This is a genomic window from Methylobacterium phyllostachyos, from assembly GCF_900103445.1.
Taxonomy (GTDB): Bacteria; Pseudomonadota; Alphaproteobacteria; order Rhizobiales; family Beijerinckiaceae; genus Methylobacterium; species Methylobacterium phyllostachyos.
On the sequence record NZ_FNHS01000005.1, the window covers coordinates 166,806 to 183,481 of the forward strand.

Genomic DNA, 16,676 nt, shown 5'->3' on the forward strand with positions numbered 1-16,676 from the left:
GTCACCGACCCCGTTGCTGCTGCAGTGCCGTTTGGGTAACCCATGCCTGTGAGCACCCGCAGCATAACGCAGGTGCTTGAGGCCCCCGGGGCCGATTCGGCACAGCCCGAGTCCGGCACCCGCCACGTCGCCAGAGAAGGGTCCACGATCCATGAGCGCACCCAGCACCATCACCGTGGACGGCAAGACGATCGAATTGCCGGTGAAATCCGGCACGATCGGGCCGGACGTCGTCGATATCGGCAAGCTCTACGCCCAGACCGGCGCCTTCACCTTCGATCCGGGCTTCACCTCGACGGCGAGCTGCGAATCGAAGATCACTTACATCGACGGCGACGAGGGCGTGCTGCTCTACCGTGGCTACCCGATCGAGCAGCTCGCCGAGAAGGGCGACTTCCTCGAGACCTGCTACCTGATGCTGTTCGGCGCCCTGCCGACCGCCGCCCAGCGGGCCGATTTCGAGTACCGGGTCACGCGCCACACCATGGTGCACGACCAGATGAACCGGTTCTTCACCGGCTTCCGCCGCGACGCGCATCCGATGGCCGTGATGGTGGCCTCGGTCGGCGCCCTCTCGGCCTTCTATCACGACTCGACCGATATCACGGACGAGAGCCAGCGGATGATCGCCTCGATCCGCATGATCGCCAAGATGCCGACGCTGGCGGCGATGGCCTACAAGTACTCGATCGGCCAGCCCTTCGTATATCCGAAGAACGACCTCGACTACACGTCGAACTTCCTGCGCATGTGCTACGCGGTGCCGTGCGAGGAATACGAGGTGAACCCGGTCTTCGCGCGCGCCCTCGACAAGATCTTCATCCTGCACGCCGACCACGAGCAGAACGCCTCGACCTCGACGGTGCGGCTCGCTGGCTCCTCGGGCGCCAACCCCTTCGCCTGCATCGCGGCCGGCATCGCCTGCCTGTGGGGTCCGGCCCATGGCGGCGCCAACGAGGCGGCGCTCAAGATGCTGATGGAGATCGGCACCCCTGAGAACGTCGGCAAGTACGTCGCCAAGGCCAAGGACAAGAACGATCCGTTCCGCCTGATGGGCTTCGGTCACCGGGTCTACAAGAACTACGATCCGCGCGCCCGGATCATGCAGAGCACCACCCATCAGGTGCTGAAGGAACTCGGCAAGACCGACGATCCGCTGCTCCACGTCGCCATGGAGCTGGAGCAGATCGCCCTCAAGGACGAGTACTTCATCGAGAAGAAGCTCTACCCGAACATCGATTTCTACTCGGGCATCACCCTCAAGGCGATGGGCTTCCCGACCGACATGTTCACGGTGCTGTTTGCGGTCGCGCGCACGGTCGGCTGGATCGCCCAGTGGGCCGAGATGATCGAGGACCCGTCGCAGAAGATCGGCCGCCCGCGCCAGCTCTACGTCGGCCCGACCCAGCGCGATTACGTGCCGGTCGACCAGCGCGGCTGAGGCGGGACCTGTCCCGAGACACGAACAGGGGGGCGGCCGAGAGGCCGCCCTTCGCGTTTGCAGAGGCGATGGAACTCCGCCTGTCCTATCGGCCGCCGTATGATTGGGCGGCAATCCGCGCCTTCCTGGCCAAGCGGGCGATTCCCGCCGTCGAGGCGCCGAATCCCTCGGCGGCCTACGCGCGCACGATCAGCGTCGCGGGGCGGCACGGCCTCGTGACGGTCGAGCCCGGCGTCGACTGCCTGCGTGCGACGCTCCGCGGTGTCGAGGCGGGTGACGTTCCGGCTATCGCCGGACGCCTGCGCGGCCTGTTCGACTGCGATGCGGATCCCGCCGCCATCGCGGCCTGTCTCACCGGGGACCCGGTTCTGACGCCCCTCGTGGCGGCCCGGCCAGGCCTGCGCCTACCCGGTGCCTGGGACCCGTTCGAGACCGGATGCCGGGCGATTCTCGGCCAGCAGGTCTCGGTGACCGCCGCGATCGGGCTCGCTGGGAAGCTGGTCGCGGCCTTCGGGACGCGACTCGCCGAGCCGGTGGGCGGCCTCACCCATGTCTTCCCCACGCCGGCGGATCTCGTCGAGGCGGATATCGCCCTGGCCCTGAACATGCCGCGTGCCCGCGGTGCGGCGATCCGAGCGCTGGCGGCGGCCGCGCTCGCGGATCCGGACCTGTTCGCCCCGGCGGAAAGCCTGGAGGCCGCGGTGCTGCGCTTCACGGCGATCCGCGGGATCGGGCCGTGGACGGCGCAGTACATCGCCATGCGGGCGCTCAAGCTGCCCGACGCCCTGCCGGTGGGCGATGTCGGCCTGCTGCGGGCGCTGGAGACCAGCACGCGGCGACCGAGCGCGGCGGCGCTCCTGGCGCGGGCCGAGGCGTGGCGGCCGTTCCGGGCCTACGCGGCGCAATACCTCTGGGCGGCGGATGAGGCGGCTGTGAAGTGAGGCGCGTCGTTCGTTCCCCCCATCGCCAGGGTGAGCTAACGCCAGTGCCGGCCGGGGGGCTCGGATTCGATGTCGGACGGGGACGGGGAAGCGCGCGAGAAGCTCGTCGCGAACGAGCGTATCAAATTCTCTGCCACCTATGCCAACGGCCTCGCCGTCGCGATCTTTGCCGTGGGCGGTTTCGCGCCGTTCATATCAACCGCTCTATCGGACCGGCCGCATTTCGAGCCCGTGCTTTTCGCTACGGTGGTTTGTTGGATCATGAGTGGCGCCATACATTGGGGTGTGCGGCACGCGCTTCGGGATCTTCGCCCATGACGACAGCCCAGTTCCTCCTTCTGCTTTCGGTTCCAGTTGCCGGAGGCGTCCTGGCCTTTGGCGCGCTTTGGCTCAATCAGCGTTCGCACTGAGACACGGTTTGTCCCACCCGCGCCCTCATCCTGGGGTGCCGCAGCGGAGCGGAGGCCTCGAAGAAGGCCTCCAGCCTCCCGGGAGCGCGTGGCCGGCTGGCGGGCTCCTTCGAGGCCCGCTGACGCGGTCACCTCAGGATGAGGGCGCGGGTTGGAAGCCCGTCACCCTCCCTCTGTCTCAGCGCCCGAACCGCTCGAACTTCGGGAAGCTGCGCGCCATCATCAGGCCGACCTCGGCGCGGTGGCCGAGCCACTTCTCCAGCACCGCCGCGTTGGCGAGCCGGCCCTCCGGCGACCCGTCCTGCCAGGGCAGGCCGTCGGCGAGCTTGAACACGTGCGCGTCCAAGAGCCCGCCGCTGCGGCAGCGCTGGAGGCGGACGCCCTTGCCGCGGGCGAGTTCCGCCACCTCGGAGATCGGGAAGATCAGGAGCAGCTTCTCGGTGTTCACCACCGCCACGTGATCACCGTCGGCCGGCACCAGCACGGCCGCTGTGGCGTCGCCGTCGAGGCCGAGCACGCTCTTGCCCTTGCGGGTGTTGGCCACCAGCGCGTCAGCGGGCGCCACGAAGCCGCGCCCGTCCGAACCCGCGATCAGCAGCTTGGTCTCCGGCCGGTAGGGCAGAGCCGCCACGATCTCGGTGCCATCGTCGAGGTCGGCCATCAGCCGCACCGGGTCGCCGAAGCCGCGCCCGCCCGGGAGCTTCGAGGCCTCCAGGGTGAACACCTTGCCGTTCGTGGCGAGCAGCAGGATTTTTTGGGTCGTCTCGGTTGGGAAGGCGATCTTCAGGGTGTCGTCGCCCTTGAAGGCAACGCCCGAGAGGTCGGAGACGTGGCCCTTTAGCGCCCGGATCCAGCCCTTGGTGGAGACGATCACGGTGATCGGCTCGCGCTCGACCAGAGCCGCGGTGAAGTCGATGCCGCCGACATCCGGCGGGCTCGCCAACTCCGTGCGGCGCTTGCCGAGCTTGGTCTCGGGCCCGAACGTCTTCTTCACGGCGCGGATCTGCGCCTGGATCGCCTTCCACTGCGCCGGCTCGGAGGCCAGCAGGGCGTCGATCTCGGCCTTCTCGGCGGTGAGCGCGTCGAACTCGCGCTTCAGCTCCATCTCCTCGAGCTTGCGCAGGGAGCGCAGGCGGGTGTCGAGAATGGCGTTGGCCTGAAGCTCGGTCAGCTCGAACCGGGCCATGAGGGCGGCCTTCGGCTCGTCCTCCTCGCGGATGATGCGGATCACCTCGTCGAGGTCGAGATAGACGATCAGCAACCCGCCCAGGATTTCCAGGCGACGGTCGATCTGGCCGAGGCGGTAGCGCGAGCGGCGCTGCAGCACCACGCGGCGGTGGTCGACCCATTCGCGCAGGCACTCGGCGAGCCCGATCACCTTCGGCACGAGGCCACCGACCAGGACGTTGAGGTTGAGCGGGATCCGCGCCTCCAGCTCGGTCAGCCGGAACAAGGATTCCATCAGGATCACGGGATCGACCGTGCGCGAGCGCGGCTCCAGCACCACGCGCACGTCCTCGGCCGATTCGTCGCGGACATCGGCCAGCAGCGGCAGCTTCTTCTCCTGAAGCAGCTCCGCCATCTTCTCGATCAGCCGGCCCTTCGGGATGCCGTAGGGGATCTCGGTGACGACGATGTTCCACGTGCCGCGGCCAAGATCCTCCTTGTGCCAGCGGGCGCGGACCCGGAAGGCGCCGCGCCCGGTGCGGTAGGCCTCGGCGACCGACTCGGCCGAGTCGATCAGGATGCCGCCGGTCGGGAAATCCGGCCCCTGGACGAATTTGGCGAGCTGACCCGAGGTCGCCTCGGGGTGGTTGATCAGGTAGAGCGCCGCGTCGCACAGCTCGGCGGCGTTGTGCGGCGGGATCGAGGTCGCCATGCCGACCGCAATGCCCTGGCTGCCGTTGGCCAAGAGGTTCGGGAAGGCCGCCGGCAGGACGATCGGCTCCTCCTTCTCGCCGTTGTAGGAGGGGCGGAAATCGACCGTGTCCTCGTCGATCCCGTCGAGGAGCAGGCGCGCGACCTCGGTGAGCCGCGCCTCGGTGTAGCGGTAGGCGGCGGGGCCATCACCGTCGATGTTGCCGAAATTGCCCTGGCCGTCGACCAGCGGGTAACGCTGGGCGAAATCCTGGGAGAGCCGGACGAGCGCGTCGTAGATCGCCTGATCGCCGTGCGGGTGGAAATCACCCATCACGTCGCCGACGATCTTGGCGCACTTCTTGTGCGCGGTGTTCGGGTCGAGCCGGAGCAGCCGCATGCCGTACAGGATGCGCCGGTGCACGGGCTTCAACCCGTCGCGGGCATCCGGCAGGGCCCGGTGCATGATCGTGGAGAGCGCATAGGCGAGGTAGCGCTCCTCCAGCGCGGATTTCAGCTCGACGCTCTCGATCCCGTCGCCGGACGGCGGCTCGAAGGGCTGGCCCATGACGGCTCCTCAAATTCTGATCGACTGTGCCGACTCGGCCATCAATCCGGGGCACGGCGGAGCGTGGAATTCCGATGCACCGCCCACTGCCTTAAGCATCGGGCGGCGGGAGGGATCGGGATTCCGGGCTCCGCCTGCGGCCCCGGTCCAACAGCCGGCGGTACGCAGAACATAGCGCGAACATTACTCGGCCTCGCGGCCGAGCGCAACGAATCGCGCCCGCTCCTCGGGCATTCCGAGGCCGCGGGGGCCCCAGACGTGCCGGTCGAGGAAGTATCCCGTCAAGGTAAACCCTTGCGCAACGCCGTCCGGACCGGGGGATCCGCCCGCATGCAGGAAGGTCGGCAGCGCCAGCAGACGGTCGCGGTAGGGCTCGCCCGCCGAGGCGCTGACCGCCCGCCCGCTCTTCGGCGAGACATACGCCAGGGCATCGTTGCCGCCGGTCGCCGCGCAGGCGGTGAGGTCGAGGCCGAAGCCGAGCTCCGACAGGATCGCCAGCTCGAACCGCACCATCAGGGGTGGCGCGATGGCCGGATCGTCGAGATGCTCCACGAGGATCCCCGCCGCCTCGTAGAGTTCCGGATGCGGATCGCGCTCGGGGAGCAGCCGCAGCAACGCCGCCAGATGGCCGATCCCGTACAAAGCGAGGCTCGACCCGATCAGCCGCGAGACCTGCGATTCGAGGGGCTCCACCGCGAAGGCGCCGAGGCCCTCGTCGAGGCGCGCGCGCCACGTGAGGCGGACCCGATTGCCGGGCTGGAGCACCGGCTGCATCCGGCGCGAGCGCCCGCCATGCACGAGGCCGAGATGGCGCCCATGGCTCTCGGTCATCGCCTCCAGGATGACGCTGCTCTCCCCGTGCCGGCGCAGGCCGAGCACCAGGGCGTCGTCGGTCCATTGCATCGAAAGTCGCGTCGCAGGGGGTGAGAGGGGCGCGGCAGGCGCGGTTCGCTGGATCCCCTCATATAGGCATTCGCGCCGTCCGGCGCCGCCCGTGCGCTCCAGCCTCAGGCAGCCTTGTCCGGGTAGCGTTGGCGGATGCCGCCCCGTTCCGCCCTCGCCGCACTGCTTCTCCTCGCCGCCGCCGGGGCACAGGCTGCCCCACGGAAGGCGGCCTCGGACGATGCGCCCTCCCCGGCCCTCCTCCAGCGGATCGCCGCACTGGCGTTGAAGCAGGTCGAGTTCGGTTCGGTCTCGCTGCTGCCGGTGCGATTCGAGGGCAGCCGGATCGCCGGGCCGATCGAGGATGGCGGCCGGGTGATCTACTGCGTCACGGGTCACATGTACGGCCGGACCTTCGGCAAGCCCGAGAAGCCGAAGGTGGCGTTGCGCTACGAGGCCGACCGGCTCACGGTGCTCGACGACGACGAGGTCTGCACCGGGCACCGCACCCGCCCCTTCCCCGAACTCGACGCCCTGGGCAACGCCCGGTGAGGGCGCCGCGTTGAGGGGTATGTCCCCTGACTACCCCCTTGGCCGCACCCTCGATCTCAGCCTCGACCTGATCGCCCGCGCCCATTCCGTCCCGGTGCCCGACGACCCGAGCGCCCTCGAAGTCCTGTCGGACGCCGAGCTGCGCCCGGGGCTGGACGCCATCATCGCCGGCCGGGAGGGCAGCGACCTCTGGGTCTTCGCCTACGGCTCGCTGATGTGGAATCCGGAATTCCCGGTGGCCGAGCGCCGGATCGGGACAGTCCGGGGCTTCCACCGCCGCTTCTGCCTGCTGCAGCGGCGGTTCCGCGGGACGCCGGAGCGGCCGGGCTTCGTCCTGGCGCTCGACCGGGGCGGCCTGTGCCGGGGCGTGGCCTTCCGCCTGCCTGATTCGGAGATCCGCGAAGCGCTGATGCCGGTCTGGCGCCGGGAGATGCGTGGCCGGGGCTACGTCGCCCGCTGGCTGCCGGTCGCCACCGAGGCGGGGACCGTCTCGGCCCTCACCTTCCTGGCCAACCGCGCCAGCGACCGCTACGCCGGACGCCTGTCAGATGCCGAGATCGCGGAAAAAATCGCCGTCGCCTGCGGCCACAAGGGCCCGAGCGCGGAGTACCTGTTCCGCACCGTAGAGGCCTGCGAGCGCCTCGGCATCCGCGACCGGCACCTCTGGAGCCTCCAGGCCCTGGTGGCCGAACGACTCAGGGCCTGCGCGCCGGGGGCGTGACCGCGTCCCTGTCGATGGCTCTGCCCCTTTGCGAGCGCAGCGAAGCAACCCGGTGGCGCGGCGATTTCTGATCTCGCGCTGCCCTGGGTCGCTTCGCTGCACTCGCGATGACGGATCGGGTCGATCATCGGCTTCGCCGGAAGACGCGATGCAACTCAGGCCCAGGCGCGCTTCATCACGATGGCGACGCGCCCGCCGGCGTGCTCCGCATCCGGGTTGCGCGGCTCGCGGATGCCGGGGGCGCGGCCGGTCGTGACGTAGACCACCAGGGTGAGGACGAGCAGGATCTTCGTGCGCATCGCGAGGCTCAAGCTTGAGCGGGCGTGCATAGGATCGATCGGTTTTTACGGAGTTGCTGCAACGCACACGGGTGCTACCGCGGCGCAGTTCGCGTGATCATGGTGAAGGAAGGGTTGCGGCGGGGCTGCGATCGTCTATGCCGCCGGCCCGGGATCGGCACAGGCGAGGACAGGATGCGGCTTCGGATCGGCGTGGGCTTGGGCATCGTGCTCATCGCGGCCGCGGCCCTCCTGGCGGGACCGTTGAGCCGGGGCGCGCGGCTGTCCGACATCCTGACCGGCCGGACGTCGCTGCTGCCGAGCGGCAGCCGCGCCCCTGGAGGCAGCGCGGACCTCACCGGCGCCGCCGACCTGGGGACGGACCAGCGATCGGCGACGCTGCACATCGCCTGCGATCCGGGTGGCACCGGCCTGTCGGCGGCGCTGACCGTGCCGCGCTTCGCCGAACTGACCTCCCGCTTCGATTTCGCCGGGCTCGAAGGCGCCGCCAGCGAGACGCCGCTCACCGGCATCCTCGTCTCCAGCGCCGGCAGCGTGCGCTCGGTGCGCATGCCGGTCCAGGGCGCTGCGACCGGGGCGGATTCAGGGTTCACCCTGACCGTGACGGGGGCCCGCCGCGGCGAGGATCCGCTCCGCGGGGTCGCCCTAGCGCTCACGCAACCGGGCACCAAGCTCACCTGGACGCAGGCGAGCCCGCGCTCCGGCGACCCGGCCCTGACGGCGGTGTTCACGCCGTCTGAGAGCGACGCCGCCGGGCTGAAAGCGGCGCTCGGCGGGTGTCTCGCAACGCCGTTCTGACCTGCCTGCCGGGGCTACGCCGCGTCAGGCGGTCGGGCTGAGCCCCTGCCTAGCTCACCTCCACCTGCACCACCCCCGGCACGGTCCGGAGCTGGCCGGCGAGCGCCGGGCTCGCCTGGAACTTGCCGGGCAGCCGGATCTCCACTTCGCGCCCGCCGCCGTCGAGCTTGAGGATCAGCGAGACCTCGCTCTCGCCGCGCATCGACAGGCGCTGCTGCACCGGTGCGACGCCGCGCGGGTCGCTCAGATGGATCCGGATCCCCTTCTGGTGGCGGGCCACCGCCTGATCGAGGGGTTCAGCGGTGAGGATCCGGGCGCGCACGTCCTCGCCCTCCAGATTGGCCTGGAGTTGCAGCACCAGCGGCCGGCCCGGTTCGAGGATGTCGCGGTACTGGCCCAGCCCCTCGGAGAAGATGATCGCCTCGAAATGCGCGGTCCGGTCCGACAGGGTGACGATACCCATCTTGTTGCCGGTCTTGGTCCGCCGCTCCGCCCGGTCGAGCACCGAGGCCGCCACCCGGCCGACGCTCGAGGTCCCGGCCCGCACGGCGCGGCAGAAATCGGTCCAGCTCTGCACCCGCAGCTTGTCGAGCAGGTCGCCGTACTCGTCGAGCGGGTGGCCCGAGATGAAAAACCCGATCGCCGCGTATTCGCGCTTCAGCGTGTCGGCCATCGGCCAGATCTCGTGGGGCGGGATGCGTAAGCTCACGTCATCCGCAACCACGCCCCCGAACATGTCGGTAACGCCGGCTGACGCGGCCTCCGCCGCGCTGGCGGCGAGCTTCATCATTGGCTCCACCGCCGCGAAGGCGCGCGCCCGGTCGGGCTCGATGCAGTCGAGCGCCCCGGCCTGCACGAGACTTTCAAGGGTCCGCTTGTTGATCATCCGCGGGTTCAGCCGGCGGGCGAGGCAGGCGAGGTCCTTGAACGGCCGGTCGCCGCGGGCCTCGACCAGCGCCCGCACCGCCTCGCGGCCGACGCCCTTGATGGCCGCCAGCGCGTAGAAGATCTTGCCGTCGCGCACCTCGAACACCTCGCCCGAGGTGTTGATCGAGGGCGGCTCGACCACGATCTTCAGGCGCTGCGCGTCCTGGCGGAATTCGGCGAGCTTGTCGGTGTTGTCGATGTCGAGCGTCATGGCGGCCGCCAGGAACTCGACCGGGAAGTTCGCCTTCAGGTAGGCGGTCTGGTAGGTCAGCAGCGCGTAGGCCGCCGCGTGGCTCTTGTTGAAGCCGTAATCGGCGAACTTGGCGAGCAGGTCGAAGATCTCGTTGGCCTTGGCCTTGGTCAGCCCGCGCTCGGTGCAGCCCTTGAGGAACCGATCGCGCTGCGCGTCCATCTCGGCGCGGATCTTCTTACCCATGGCGCGCCGGAGCATGTCGGCCTCGCCGAGGGAGTAGCCCGCCAGGACCTTGGCGATCTCCATCACCTGTTCCTGGTAGACGATGATGCCAAAAGTCTCCTTCAGCATCGGCTCTAGCTTCGGATCCGGATACCACGACGCCTCGTTGCCGGCGTCGCGGCCGAGCTTGCGCTCGCAATAGACCGGGATGTTGGCCATCGGGCCTGGCCGATACAGCGCCACGAGGGCGATGATGTCCTCCAGCCGGTCGGCCTGCATCTCGCAGAGCGCCTTGCGCATGCCGGCCGATTCCACCTGGAACACGCCGACCGTCTCGCCCCGGCCCATCGGCCCGTAGGTGTTCGGGTCGTCGAGGGGCAGCGAGGCGAGGTCGATGTCGATGCCGCGCTGCTTCAGCAGATCGGTGCAGCACCGCAGCATGGTGAGGGTCTTGAGGCCCAGGAAGTCGAACTTCACCAGCCCCGCCTGCTCGACCCACTTCATGTTGAACTGGGTCACCCGCATCCCGGTCTTCGGGTCTCGGTAGAGCGGGACCAGCTCTTCGAGCGGCCGGTCGCCGATCACCACGCCGGCCGCGTGGGTCGAGGCGTGGCGGTGCAGGCCCTCGAGCTTCTTGGAGATGTCGATGAGCCGGGCGACGACCGGCTCCTCCTCCATGGCCTGCTGGAGCTTGGGCTCGCCCTCGATCGCCTGGGCCAGCGTCACGGGGTTGGCGGGGTTCTGCGGCACGAGCTTGGTGAGCTTGTCGACCTGCCCGTACGGCATCTCCAGCACGCGGCCGACATCGCGCAGCACGCCGCGGGCGAGCAGGGTACCGAAGGTGATGATCTGCCCGACCTGCCCCTCGCCGTAGCGCTGCTGCACGTAGCGGATCACGCGCTCGCGGCCCTCGACGCAGAAGTCGATGTCGAAATCCGGCATCGAGACGCGCTCGGGGTTGAGGAAGCGCTCGAACAGCAGGCCGAACCGGAGCGGGTCGAGGTCGGTGATCAGCAGCGACCACGCGACCAGCGAGCCCGCGCCCGAGCCGCGGCCCGGACCCACCGGGATGTCGTGGTCCTTGGCCCACTTGATGAAGTCCGAGACGATCAGGAAGTAGCCCGGGAACTTCATCTTGACGATGACGTCGAGCTCGAATTCGAGGCGCTTGCGGTAATCGTCCTCGGAGAAGCCCGGCGCGGTACCGTGCTGCTTCAGGCGCAGCTCCAGTCCGGCTTCGGCCTGCCGCCGGAGCTCGGTCGGCTCGTCGGCTGAAACCGCCTGCGCGCCCGCGTCTGAAACCTCCGCCAGGGCGTCGGCCATGGGCGGCTTTTCGCCCGCCGCCACGGCGCCGAAATTGGGCAGGATCGGTTTGCGGGTCCGCGCCCGGACGGCGCAGCGCATGGCGATCTCGACGGTGGCCTGGAGTGCGTCCGGCAGGTCGCGAAACAGCTCGGCCATCTCGGCCCGGGTCTTGAAGGCGTGGCTCGGCGTCACCCGGCGGCGGCGGTCGTCCGAGACGATGCGGCCCTCCGCGATGGCGAGCAGCGCATCGTGGGCGTCGTAATCGTCGGGCTTGGCGAAGTAGGGCTCGTTCGTCGCAACGATGCCGAGGCCGTGGCGGCCGGCGAGGTCGAGGAGCGCGGTCTCGATCCGTCCCTCCTCGGGCAGGCCATGGCGCTGCAACTCGACATAGAGGCGGTCCTCGCCGAACGCCTCCTTGAGGCGCCTGAGGCGCGCGAGCGCCAGTTCGGGCCGGCCGGCCCGGAAGGCGGCGTCGAGGGGACCCGCCATGCCGCCGGTGAGGGCGATCAGCCCATCGGAGGATCCGACGAGGGCCGCCGCGTCGAGGCGGGGGGATTCGCCGAGCGCCGTGTCGAAATAGGCGCGGCTCGCCAGCCGCAGCAGGTTTGCGTAGCCGGTCTCGTCCTGGGCCAGGAGCACGATCCCGTGACTCGTCGGCGCCTGGCGCTGGTGCGGGTCGGCGCTCTCGAAGGCCACCGAGAGCTGCACGCCGGCGATCGGCTGCACGCCCTCCCCGGCCGCCTTCTCGGAGAATTCCAGTGCCCCGAACAGGTTGTTGGTATCGGTGAGCGCGAGTGCCGGCTGCCGATCGGCCACCGCGGCCTTGATCAGGGAGCCGACCTTCAGCGCCCCTTCGAGCAGGGAATAGGACGAATGGACATGGAGGTGGACGAATCCGACCTCCTTGAGCTGGCGTTGCATGGCCGACCTTGTTCCGGGGTCGTGCAGCATCCCCGCTCGCCAGCTTCGAGTCGACGTGTGATGGGCCCTCGGCGGACGATATCCACCGGCCGTGCCACGGAAGCACCAGTTCGGGCCCCCGCTGTGGACAATCGGCGCTGGAATGCCGATCGCCTGTGCATAAGCCGTCGCGGGCCGGAACCGGACGGTATTTCGGAAGGCGCGGCTAACGAACGGGGGCCAACGCTATCGCCCAGGCGCCCACGGCGGCGAACAGCATTCCGAACGCCATGAACTCGACCATCCCGGTCAGGACCAACCGCTTCAGCATCGTCGTGCCTCCCGTTGTGTCGGCCCAGTATGTTCATGTTTTGTTCTGTGGGAAGAGGCAAAAGCGCTTCGGTGGCGGTTACGCTCAAGTATAGTAAAAAGTGTCTTGATACGGGTTGAGCGGGCTGGCATGCCCCGCTTCCAGACGCGCTCGTCATCGGTTCGGGGGGGTCGAAGGAGCAGGCTATTCCCGCGCACCGGACTGCCGAACGGTTGCACGTCGCCCTCGTGGCTGTCGGCACGCACGGCGACGTGCTGCCGTTCATCGCTTTGGGCCACGAACTCCTGGCGCGCGGACACGGGGTCTCGCTGGCGGCACCGGCCCCGTTCGAGGGCATGGCGCGCCGCGCCGGCCTCGATTTCCTCCCCCTCGGGACGGTCGCCGACTACGAAGCGGTGATCCGCCAGCCGGATCTCTGGCACCCGCAGCAGGGCTTCCGCCCGATGTTCGACTATGCCCTGCAGGTCGCGGAGGCGACCTGCCTGTGGCTCGGGGCGACCCACGCGCGGGGGGTGAGTCTGCGGGTGGTCGCCTCGCCGCTCGGCTGGGGCGCGCGGCTGGCGCAGGATCTCTACGATCTCCCGACCGCGACGCTGCACGTCATGCCGTTCCTGATCGAGAGCCGGTTCGATCCGCCCCGGCTGCCCGGTCTCGCCATGCCTCGGGTCCTGCCGGCGGCGTTACGGGCCTATATCAATCTCGGCGTCGATGCGGTCGCGGTCGGCCCGTTCACGCTGCCGCCGCTGAATGCGCTCCGCGCGCGGCTCGGCCTCGATCCGGTCCGCCGGCTGCGCCATTGGTGGAACAGCCCGACGCGCATGCTCCTCATGTTCCCGGATTGGTATGCCGCGCCGCAGGCCGATTGGCCGGCCCAGGCGGTGCAGCTCGGCTTCCCGCTGGTCGATCGGTTCGGCGACGTGCAGACCATTCCGCCGGAGCTGGACGCCTTCCTGGCGGCGGGCGACGCGCCGATCGTGTTCACCTACGGCTCGGCCATGCGCCAGGGCGCGCCGTTCTTCGATACGGCGGTGCGCCTCTGCCGGCGTCTGGGCCGGCGCGGCGTGCTGCTCGCCCCCCAGGGCGGCCAGATCCCGAAACCGTTGCCGGCCGGGATCATCCACCTGCCCTACGCGCCCCTGAGCACGCTGCTGCCCCGCAGCGCCGCCCTGGTGCATCACGGCGGCGTCGGGACGGTGGCGCAGGCGCTGGCGGCGGGAGTCCCGCAACTCGTGGTCCCGGTGGCCTTCGACCATTTCGATGAGGGGCGCCGGCTCAAGGACCGGAATCTCGGCGCGACCCTGAGCCGTCGCGCCTTCCGGCCGGCCCGGGCGGCGCGGGTCCTGCGGCGGCTGCTCACCGATCCGGCGGTGGCACACGCCACTGCGGCGGCCCGGACGCGGATGGCGGAGAGCCACGACGCCATCATGGAAGCCTGCGACCACGTGGAGGCTCTCACCGCCGTGCATCCCGCGGCGGTGAATCCCGGCCCTGGATCCGGATCCCGAGTCGGGTCCTGATCGATGGCCGGTCCGGCCGGCGATGTGTTCCGCGACGCGGACGCGAAACCGGCGGCCGTTCCGGGAACGGCCGCCGATCCCAATGCATCGGTCCGGGCTACTGACCTAGCAGTACGGTTGCTGAGCCGACCAGGGTCATCAACAGACCGCTCACGAAGGCACCGATCATTACGTAGGAGAGAGGCTTGAGCTTCATCCGTGTGGGCGATGGATCAGCAGCGGTAACCGCCGGCGGTCTGGCCGTACTGCTTGATCGGCCGGGTCTGCTGGTTCGCGTTGCCCTCGGCGGCCGAACTCATTGGGCAGCCCTCGTAGAAGGGCGCGTCGTGGACGCCGAGGCCGAGCGCACCGGTGGTCTCGGGCGCGTAGGTCTGGAAGCCGGTCCAGCGGGCCTCGGGAGCCGCCATGGCGGAGGACAGCGGCGCAACGGCCAGGATAAGAGCGGTGCAGGCGGCGGCAAAGCGGTTCTTCATGGAAATCTCCTGATCGGTTGAAGTGGCTCTGGGTCGTCTTGCGCAGTTGTTCTTGCGTGATTGCAATATAGGGGCGAAATAGTCTTCGCGACGTGACGCCCCGCACGCGACGGGATGGATTAAAAGGCGCGTGTCTGTTTGCCCGCCGGCACCCGCCGCGCGGGCGCTGTCGACGCTTCGGACAGGTCCGGAGCCCGCCGTCGCGCGATCGCGGCGGCCGGATGGCTGGGCAGGGCGCGATCTCGCAAGCCGGAAAGGCGTCAGGCCGGAGGGCTGACAGGACCTCCGCGCGACGTGGGCGCACCCACTCAGTCGAGCGGCGTGATCAGCCCGTCCCGGATCGTCACCCGGCGGTCCATGCGGGCGGCGAGGTCCAGGTTGTGGGTCGCCACCAGGGCGGCGAGGCCCGAGGCGCGGACCAGGGCCATCAGCACCGAGAAGACGTGGCCGGCCGTGCCGGGGTCGAGGTTGCCGGTGGGCTCGTCGGCGAGCAGCAACCGCGGGCCGTTGGCGACCGCGCGGGCGATGGCCACGCGCTGCTGTTCGCCCCCCGACAACTCCGCCGGGCGATGCGGCAGCCGCTCCTTGAGGCCGAGGAAGCTGAGCAGCTCCGTGGCACGGGCCTTCGCCTCGGCGCTCTTCAGGCCGCGGATGAGCTGCGGCATCACCACGTTCTCCAGCGCTGAGAACTCCGGCAGCAGGTGGTGGAACTGGTAGACGAAGCCCATCTCCTCGCGCCGCAGGCGGGTGCGCTCGGCATCCGCCATCGCGGCCGTGGGATGGCCGCCAATATAGACCTCGCCCCCGTCCGGCCGTTCCAGGAGCCCGGCGAGATGCAGGAGCGTCGACTTGCCGGCGCCCGAGGGCGCCACCAGCGCCACCAGCTCGCCGGGCCAGATCGCAAGGTCGGCCCCGCGCAGGATCTCCAGGGCGCCTTCGGCCTGAGGATAGCGCCGCTCGACGCGGGAAAAGAACAGGGCCGGCACCGGCTGGCCGCCGGCGGGCTGGCTCGTATCGCTCATGGGGTGCGGCCCGTCAGCCGTAGCGGAGGGCCTGCACCGGATCGAGCCGGGCGGCGCGCCAGGAGGGATACAGCGTCGCCGCGAGCGACAGCAGCAGCGCGGTGATCACCACGGCGGTGATCTCCTTCGGGTTCATCTGGGCCGGGATCTCGGCGAGGAAGCGCACGGTCGGGTCCCAGGCGCCCGGAAACAGCACGTGCTGGATCGGCTTGATGTTGAGCGTGATCAGGATGCCGAGCGCCAGCCCACTCAGGGTGCCGACCACGCCGATCAGCGCACCGTTGATCAGGAACACCCGCATGATCGTGCCGGGCGTCGCCCCCATGGTGCGCAGGATCGCGATGTCGCTCGACTTGTCGCGCACCAGCAGGATCAGGCCCGAGACGATGTTGAGCGTCGCCACCACCACGATCAGGCTGAGGATCAGGAACATCACGTTCCGCTCGACCTCCAGCGCCCCGAAGAAGGTCCGGTTGCGCTGGCGCCAGTCGGTGAGCAGGATCGGGCGCTCGGCCGCCATCTCCAGGGGCTCGCGCATGTCGCCGACATGGTCGGGATCGTCGACGTAGATCTCGATCATGCTGACGTCGCCGTCCTTGTTGAAGAACGCCTGCGCCTCGGCGAGCGGCATGAACACGAAGGTCTGGTCGAACTCGGTCATGCCGACCTCGAACACCGCCTTGACTGTGTAGCTCTTGGTGCGCGGCGCAGTGCCGAAGGGCGTCGACGAACCTTTTGGGGTCACCAGCGTGATCGTGTCGCCGGCCTGGAGGCCCAGCGTGTCGGCGAGCCGCCGCCCGATCAGCACGCCGGTGCCGTCATCGAAGCCTTCGAGGGTGCCGCCCCGGATCGAGCTGGACACCGCCGCCAGCGCATCGAGATCGGCGGCCCGCACGCCGCGGATGATCACGCCCGAGCCGCCATATTGCGACGACGCGAAGGCCTGACCCTCCACCAGCGGCACCGCGGCGCGCACACCCGCCACCTTGGACAGGCGGTCCGACAGGTCGGTCCAGTCGTTGAACGGCCGGTCGATCGGCGTGGCGAAGAGATGGCCATTGATGCCCACGATCTTCGACAGGAGCTCGGCCCGGAAGCCGTTCATCACCGAGAGCACGATGATCAGCGTGGCGACGCCGAGCGCGATGCCCAGAACCGAGAAGAACGCCACCACCGAGACGCCGCCTCCCCGGCGGCGCGCCCGCAGGTAGCGTCCGGCGAGGATCCACTCGAACGGCGCGAAGGGCGCGGTACCCTGGCTGAACGAGGCCGCGAGGCCCTTCACCCGCTCCAGCGCCGCTGATGCCGCCATCGGCA

Annotated in this window: 13 protein-coding genes; 6 read left to right on the forward strand and 7 right to left on the reverse strand. The window is 69.5% G+C overall.

Annotated features, from left to right (window positions below; translation table 11 throughout):
• Positions 1–151: 151 nt before the first annotated feature.
• Entirely contained in the window at positions 152–1,441 is a 1,290-nt protein-coding gene (gene gltA / locus BLQ49_RS09740) for a citrate synthase (protein ID WP_091715397.1), read from the forward strand.
• Positions 1,442–1,509: 68 nt separating this feature from the next.
• The gene (locus BLQ49_RS09745; RefSeq protein WP_091715398.1) at positions 1,510–2,382 is read left to right on the forward strand and encodes a DNA-3-methyladenine glycosylase family protein; all 873 of its coding nucleotides are present in this window, start codon (positions 1,510–1,512) and stop codon (positions 2,380–2,382) included.
• A gap of 588 nt (positions 2,383–2,970) precedes the next feature.
• Here BLQ49_RS09745 and parC read toward each other — a convergent pair.
• Positions 2,971–5,217, reverse strand: a complete 2,247-nt coding sequence (gene parC / locus BLQ49_RS09755; RefSeq protein WP_091715402.1) for a DNA topoisomerase IV subunit A — start codon at positions 5,215–5,217, stop codon at positions 2,971–2,973.
• A gap of 183 nt (positions 5,218–5,400) precedes the next feature.
• Complete coding sequence (recO, locus tag BLQ49_RS09760; RefSeq protein ID WP_091715404.1) at positions 5,401–6,120, reverse strand: DNA repair protein RecO; 720 nt, start codon at positions 6,118–6,120, stop codon at positions 5,401–5,403.
• 135 nt (positions 6,121–6,255) lie between these two features.
• Here recO and BLQ49_RS09765 point away from each other — a divergent pair, with 135 nt between their 5' ends.
• Positions 6,256–6,651, forward strand: a complete 396-nt coding sequence (locus tag BLQ49_RS09765; RefSeq protein ID WP_091715405.1) for a hypothetical protein — start codon at positions 6,256–6,258, stop codon at positions 6,649–6,651.
• A gap of 19 nt (positions 6,652–6,670) precedes the next feature.
• Positions 6,671–7,372, forward strand: a complete 702-nt coding sequence (locus BLQ49_RS09770) for a gamma-glutamylcyclotransferase (protein WP_091715407.1) — start codon at positions 6,671–6,673, stop codon at positions 7,370–7,372.
• 155 nt (positions 7,373–7,527) lie between these two features.
• Here the strand turns inward: BLQ49_RS09770 and BLQ49_RS29650 are convergent, their stop codons facing one another.
• Positions 7,528–7,671 (reverse strand): hypothetical protein, encoded by a 144-nt coding sequence (locus BLQ49_RS29650; protein ID WP_167627684.1) that lies wholly within the window; start codon positions 7,669–7,671, stop codon positions 7,528–7,530.
• 174 nt (positions 7,672–7,845) lie between these two features.
• Between BLQ49_RS29650 and BLQ49_RS09775 the strand changes: the two genes are divergently transcribed.
• Entirely contained in the window at positions 7,846–8,469 is a 624-nt protein-coding gene (locus tag BLQ49_RS09775) for a hypothetical protein (protein WP_091715409.1), read from the forward strand.
• Positions 8,470–8,518: 49 nt separating this feature from the next.
• Here BLQ49_RS09775 and dnaE read toward each other — a convergent pair whose 3' ends face one another.
• Entirely contained in the window at positions 8,519–12,037 is a 3,519-nt protein-coding gene (dnaE, locus tag BLQ49_RS09780) for a DNA polymerase III subunit alpha (protein WP_091715411.1), read from the reverse strand.
• A gap of 522 nt (positions 12,038–12,559) precedes the next feature.
• Between dnaE and BLQ49_RS09785 the strand changes: the two genes are divergently transcribed.
• Positions 12,560–13,864: a glycosyltransferase gene (locus BLQ49_RS09785; RefSeq protein WP_091715413.1), complete on the forward strand. Its 1,305-nt coding sequence runs from the start codon at positions 12,560–12,562 to the stop codon at positions 13,862–13,864.
• Between the two features lie 212 nt (positions 13,865–14,076).
• Here BLQ49_RS09785 and BLQ49_RS09790 read toward each other — a convergent pair whose 3' ends face one another.
• The 3 genes from BLQ49_RS09790 to BLQ49_RS09800 all read right to left on the reverse strand — a co-directional run bounded on the left by BLQ49_RS09790 (position 14,077) and on the right by BLQ49_RS09800 (position 16,671).
• On the reverse strand, positions 14,077–14,337 hold the full coding sequence (locus tag BLQ49_RS09790; RefSeq protein WP_091715415.1) for a hypothetical protein: 261 nt from the start codon (positions 14,335–14,337) through the stop codon (positions 14,077–14,079).
• A 308-nt stretch (positions 14,338–14,645) separates the two neighbouring features.
• Positions 14,646–15,359 carry an ABC transporter ATP-binding protein gene (locus BLQ49_RS09795; protein ID WP_091715416.1) on the reverse strand — a complete coding sequence of 238 codons (714 nt, stop codon included), beginning with the start codon at positions 15,357–15,359 and terminating at the stop codon, positions 14,646–14,648.
• Between the two features lie 13 nt (positions 15,360–15,372).
• On the reverse strand, positions 15,373–16,671 hold the full coding sequence (locus BLQ49_RS09800; protein WP_091715418.1) for a lipoprotein-releasing ABC transporter permease subunit: 1,299 nt from the start codon (positions 16,669–16,671) through the stop codon (positions 15,373–15,375).
• Between the last annotated feature and the right edge of the window lie 5 nt (positions 16,672–16,676).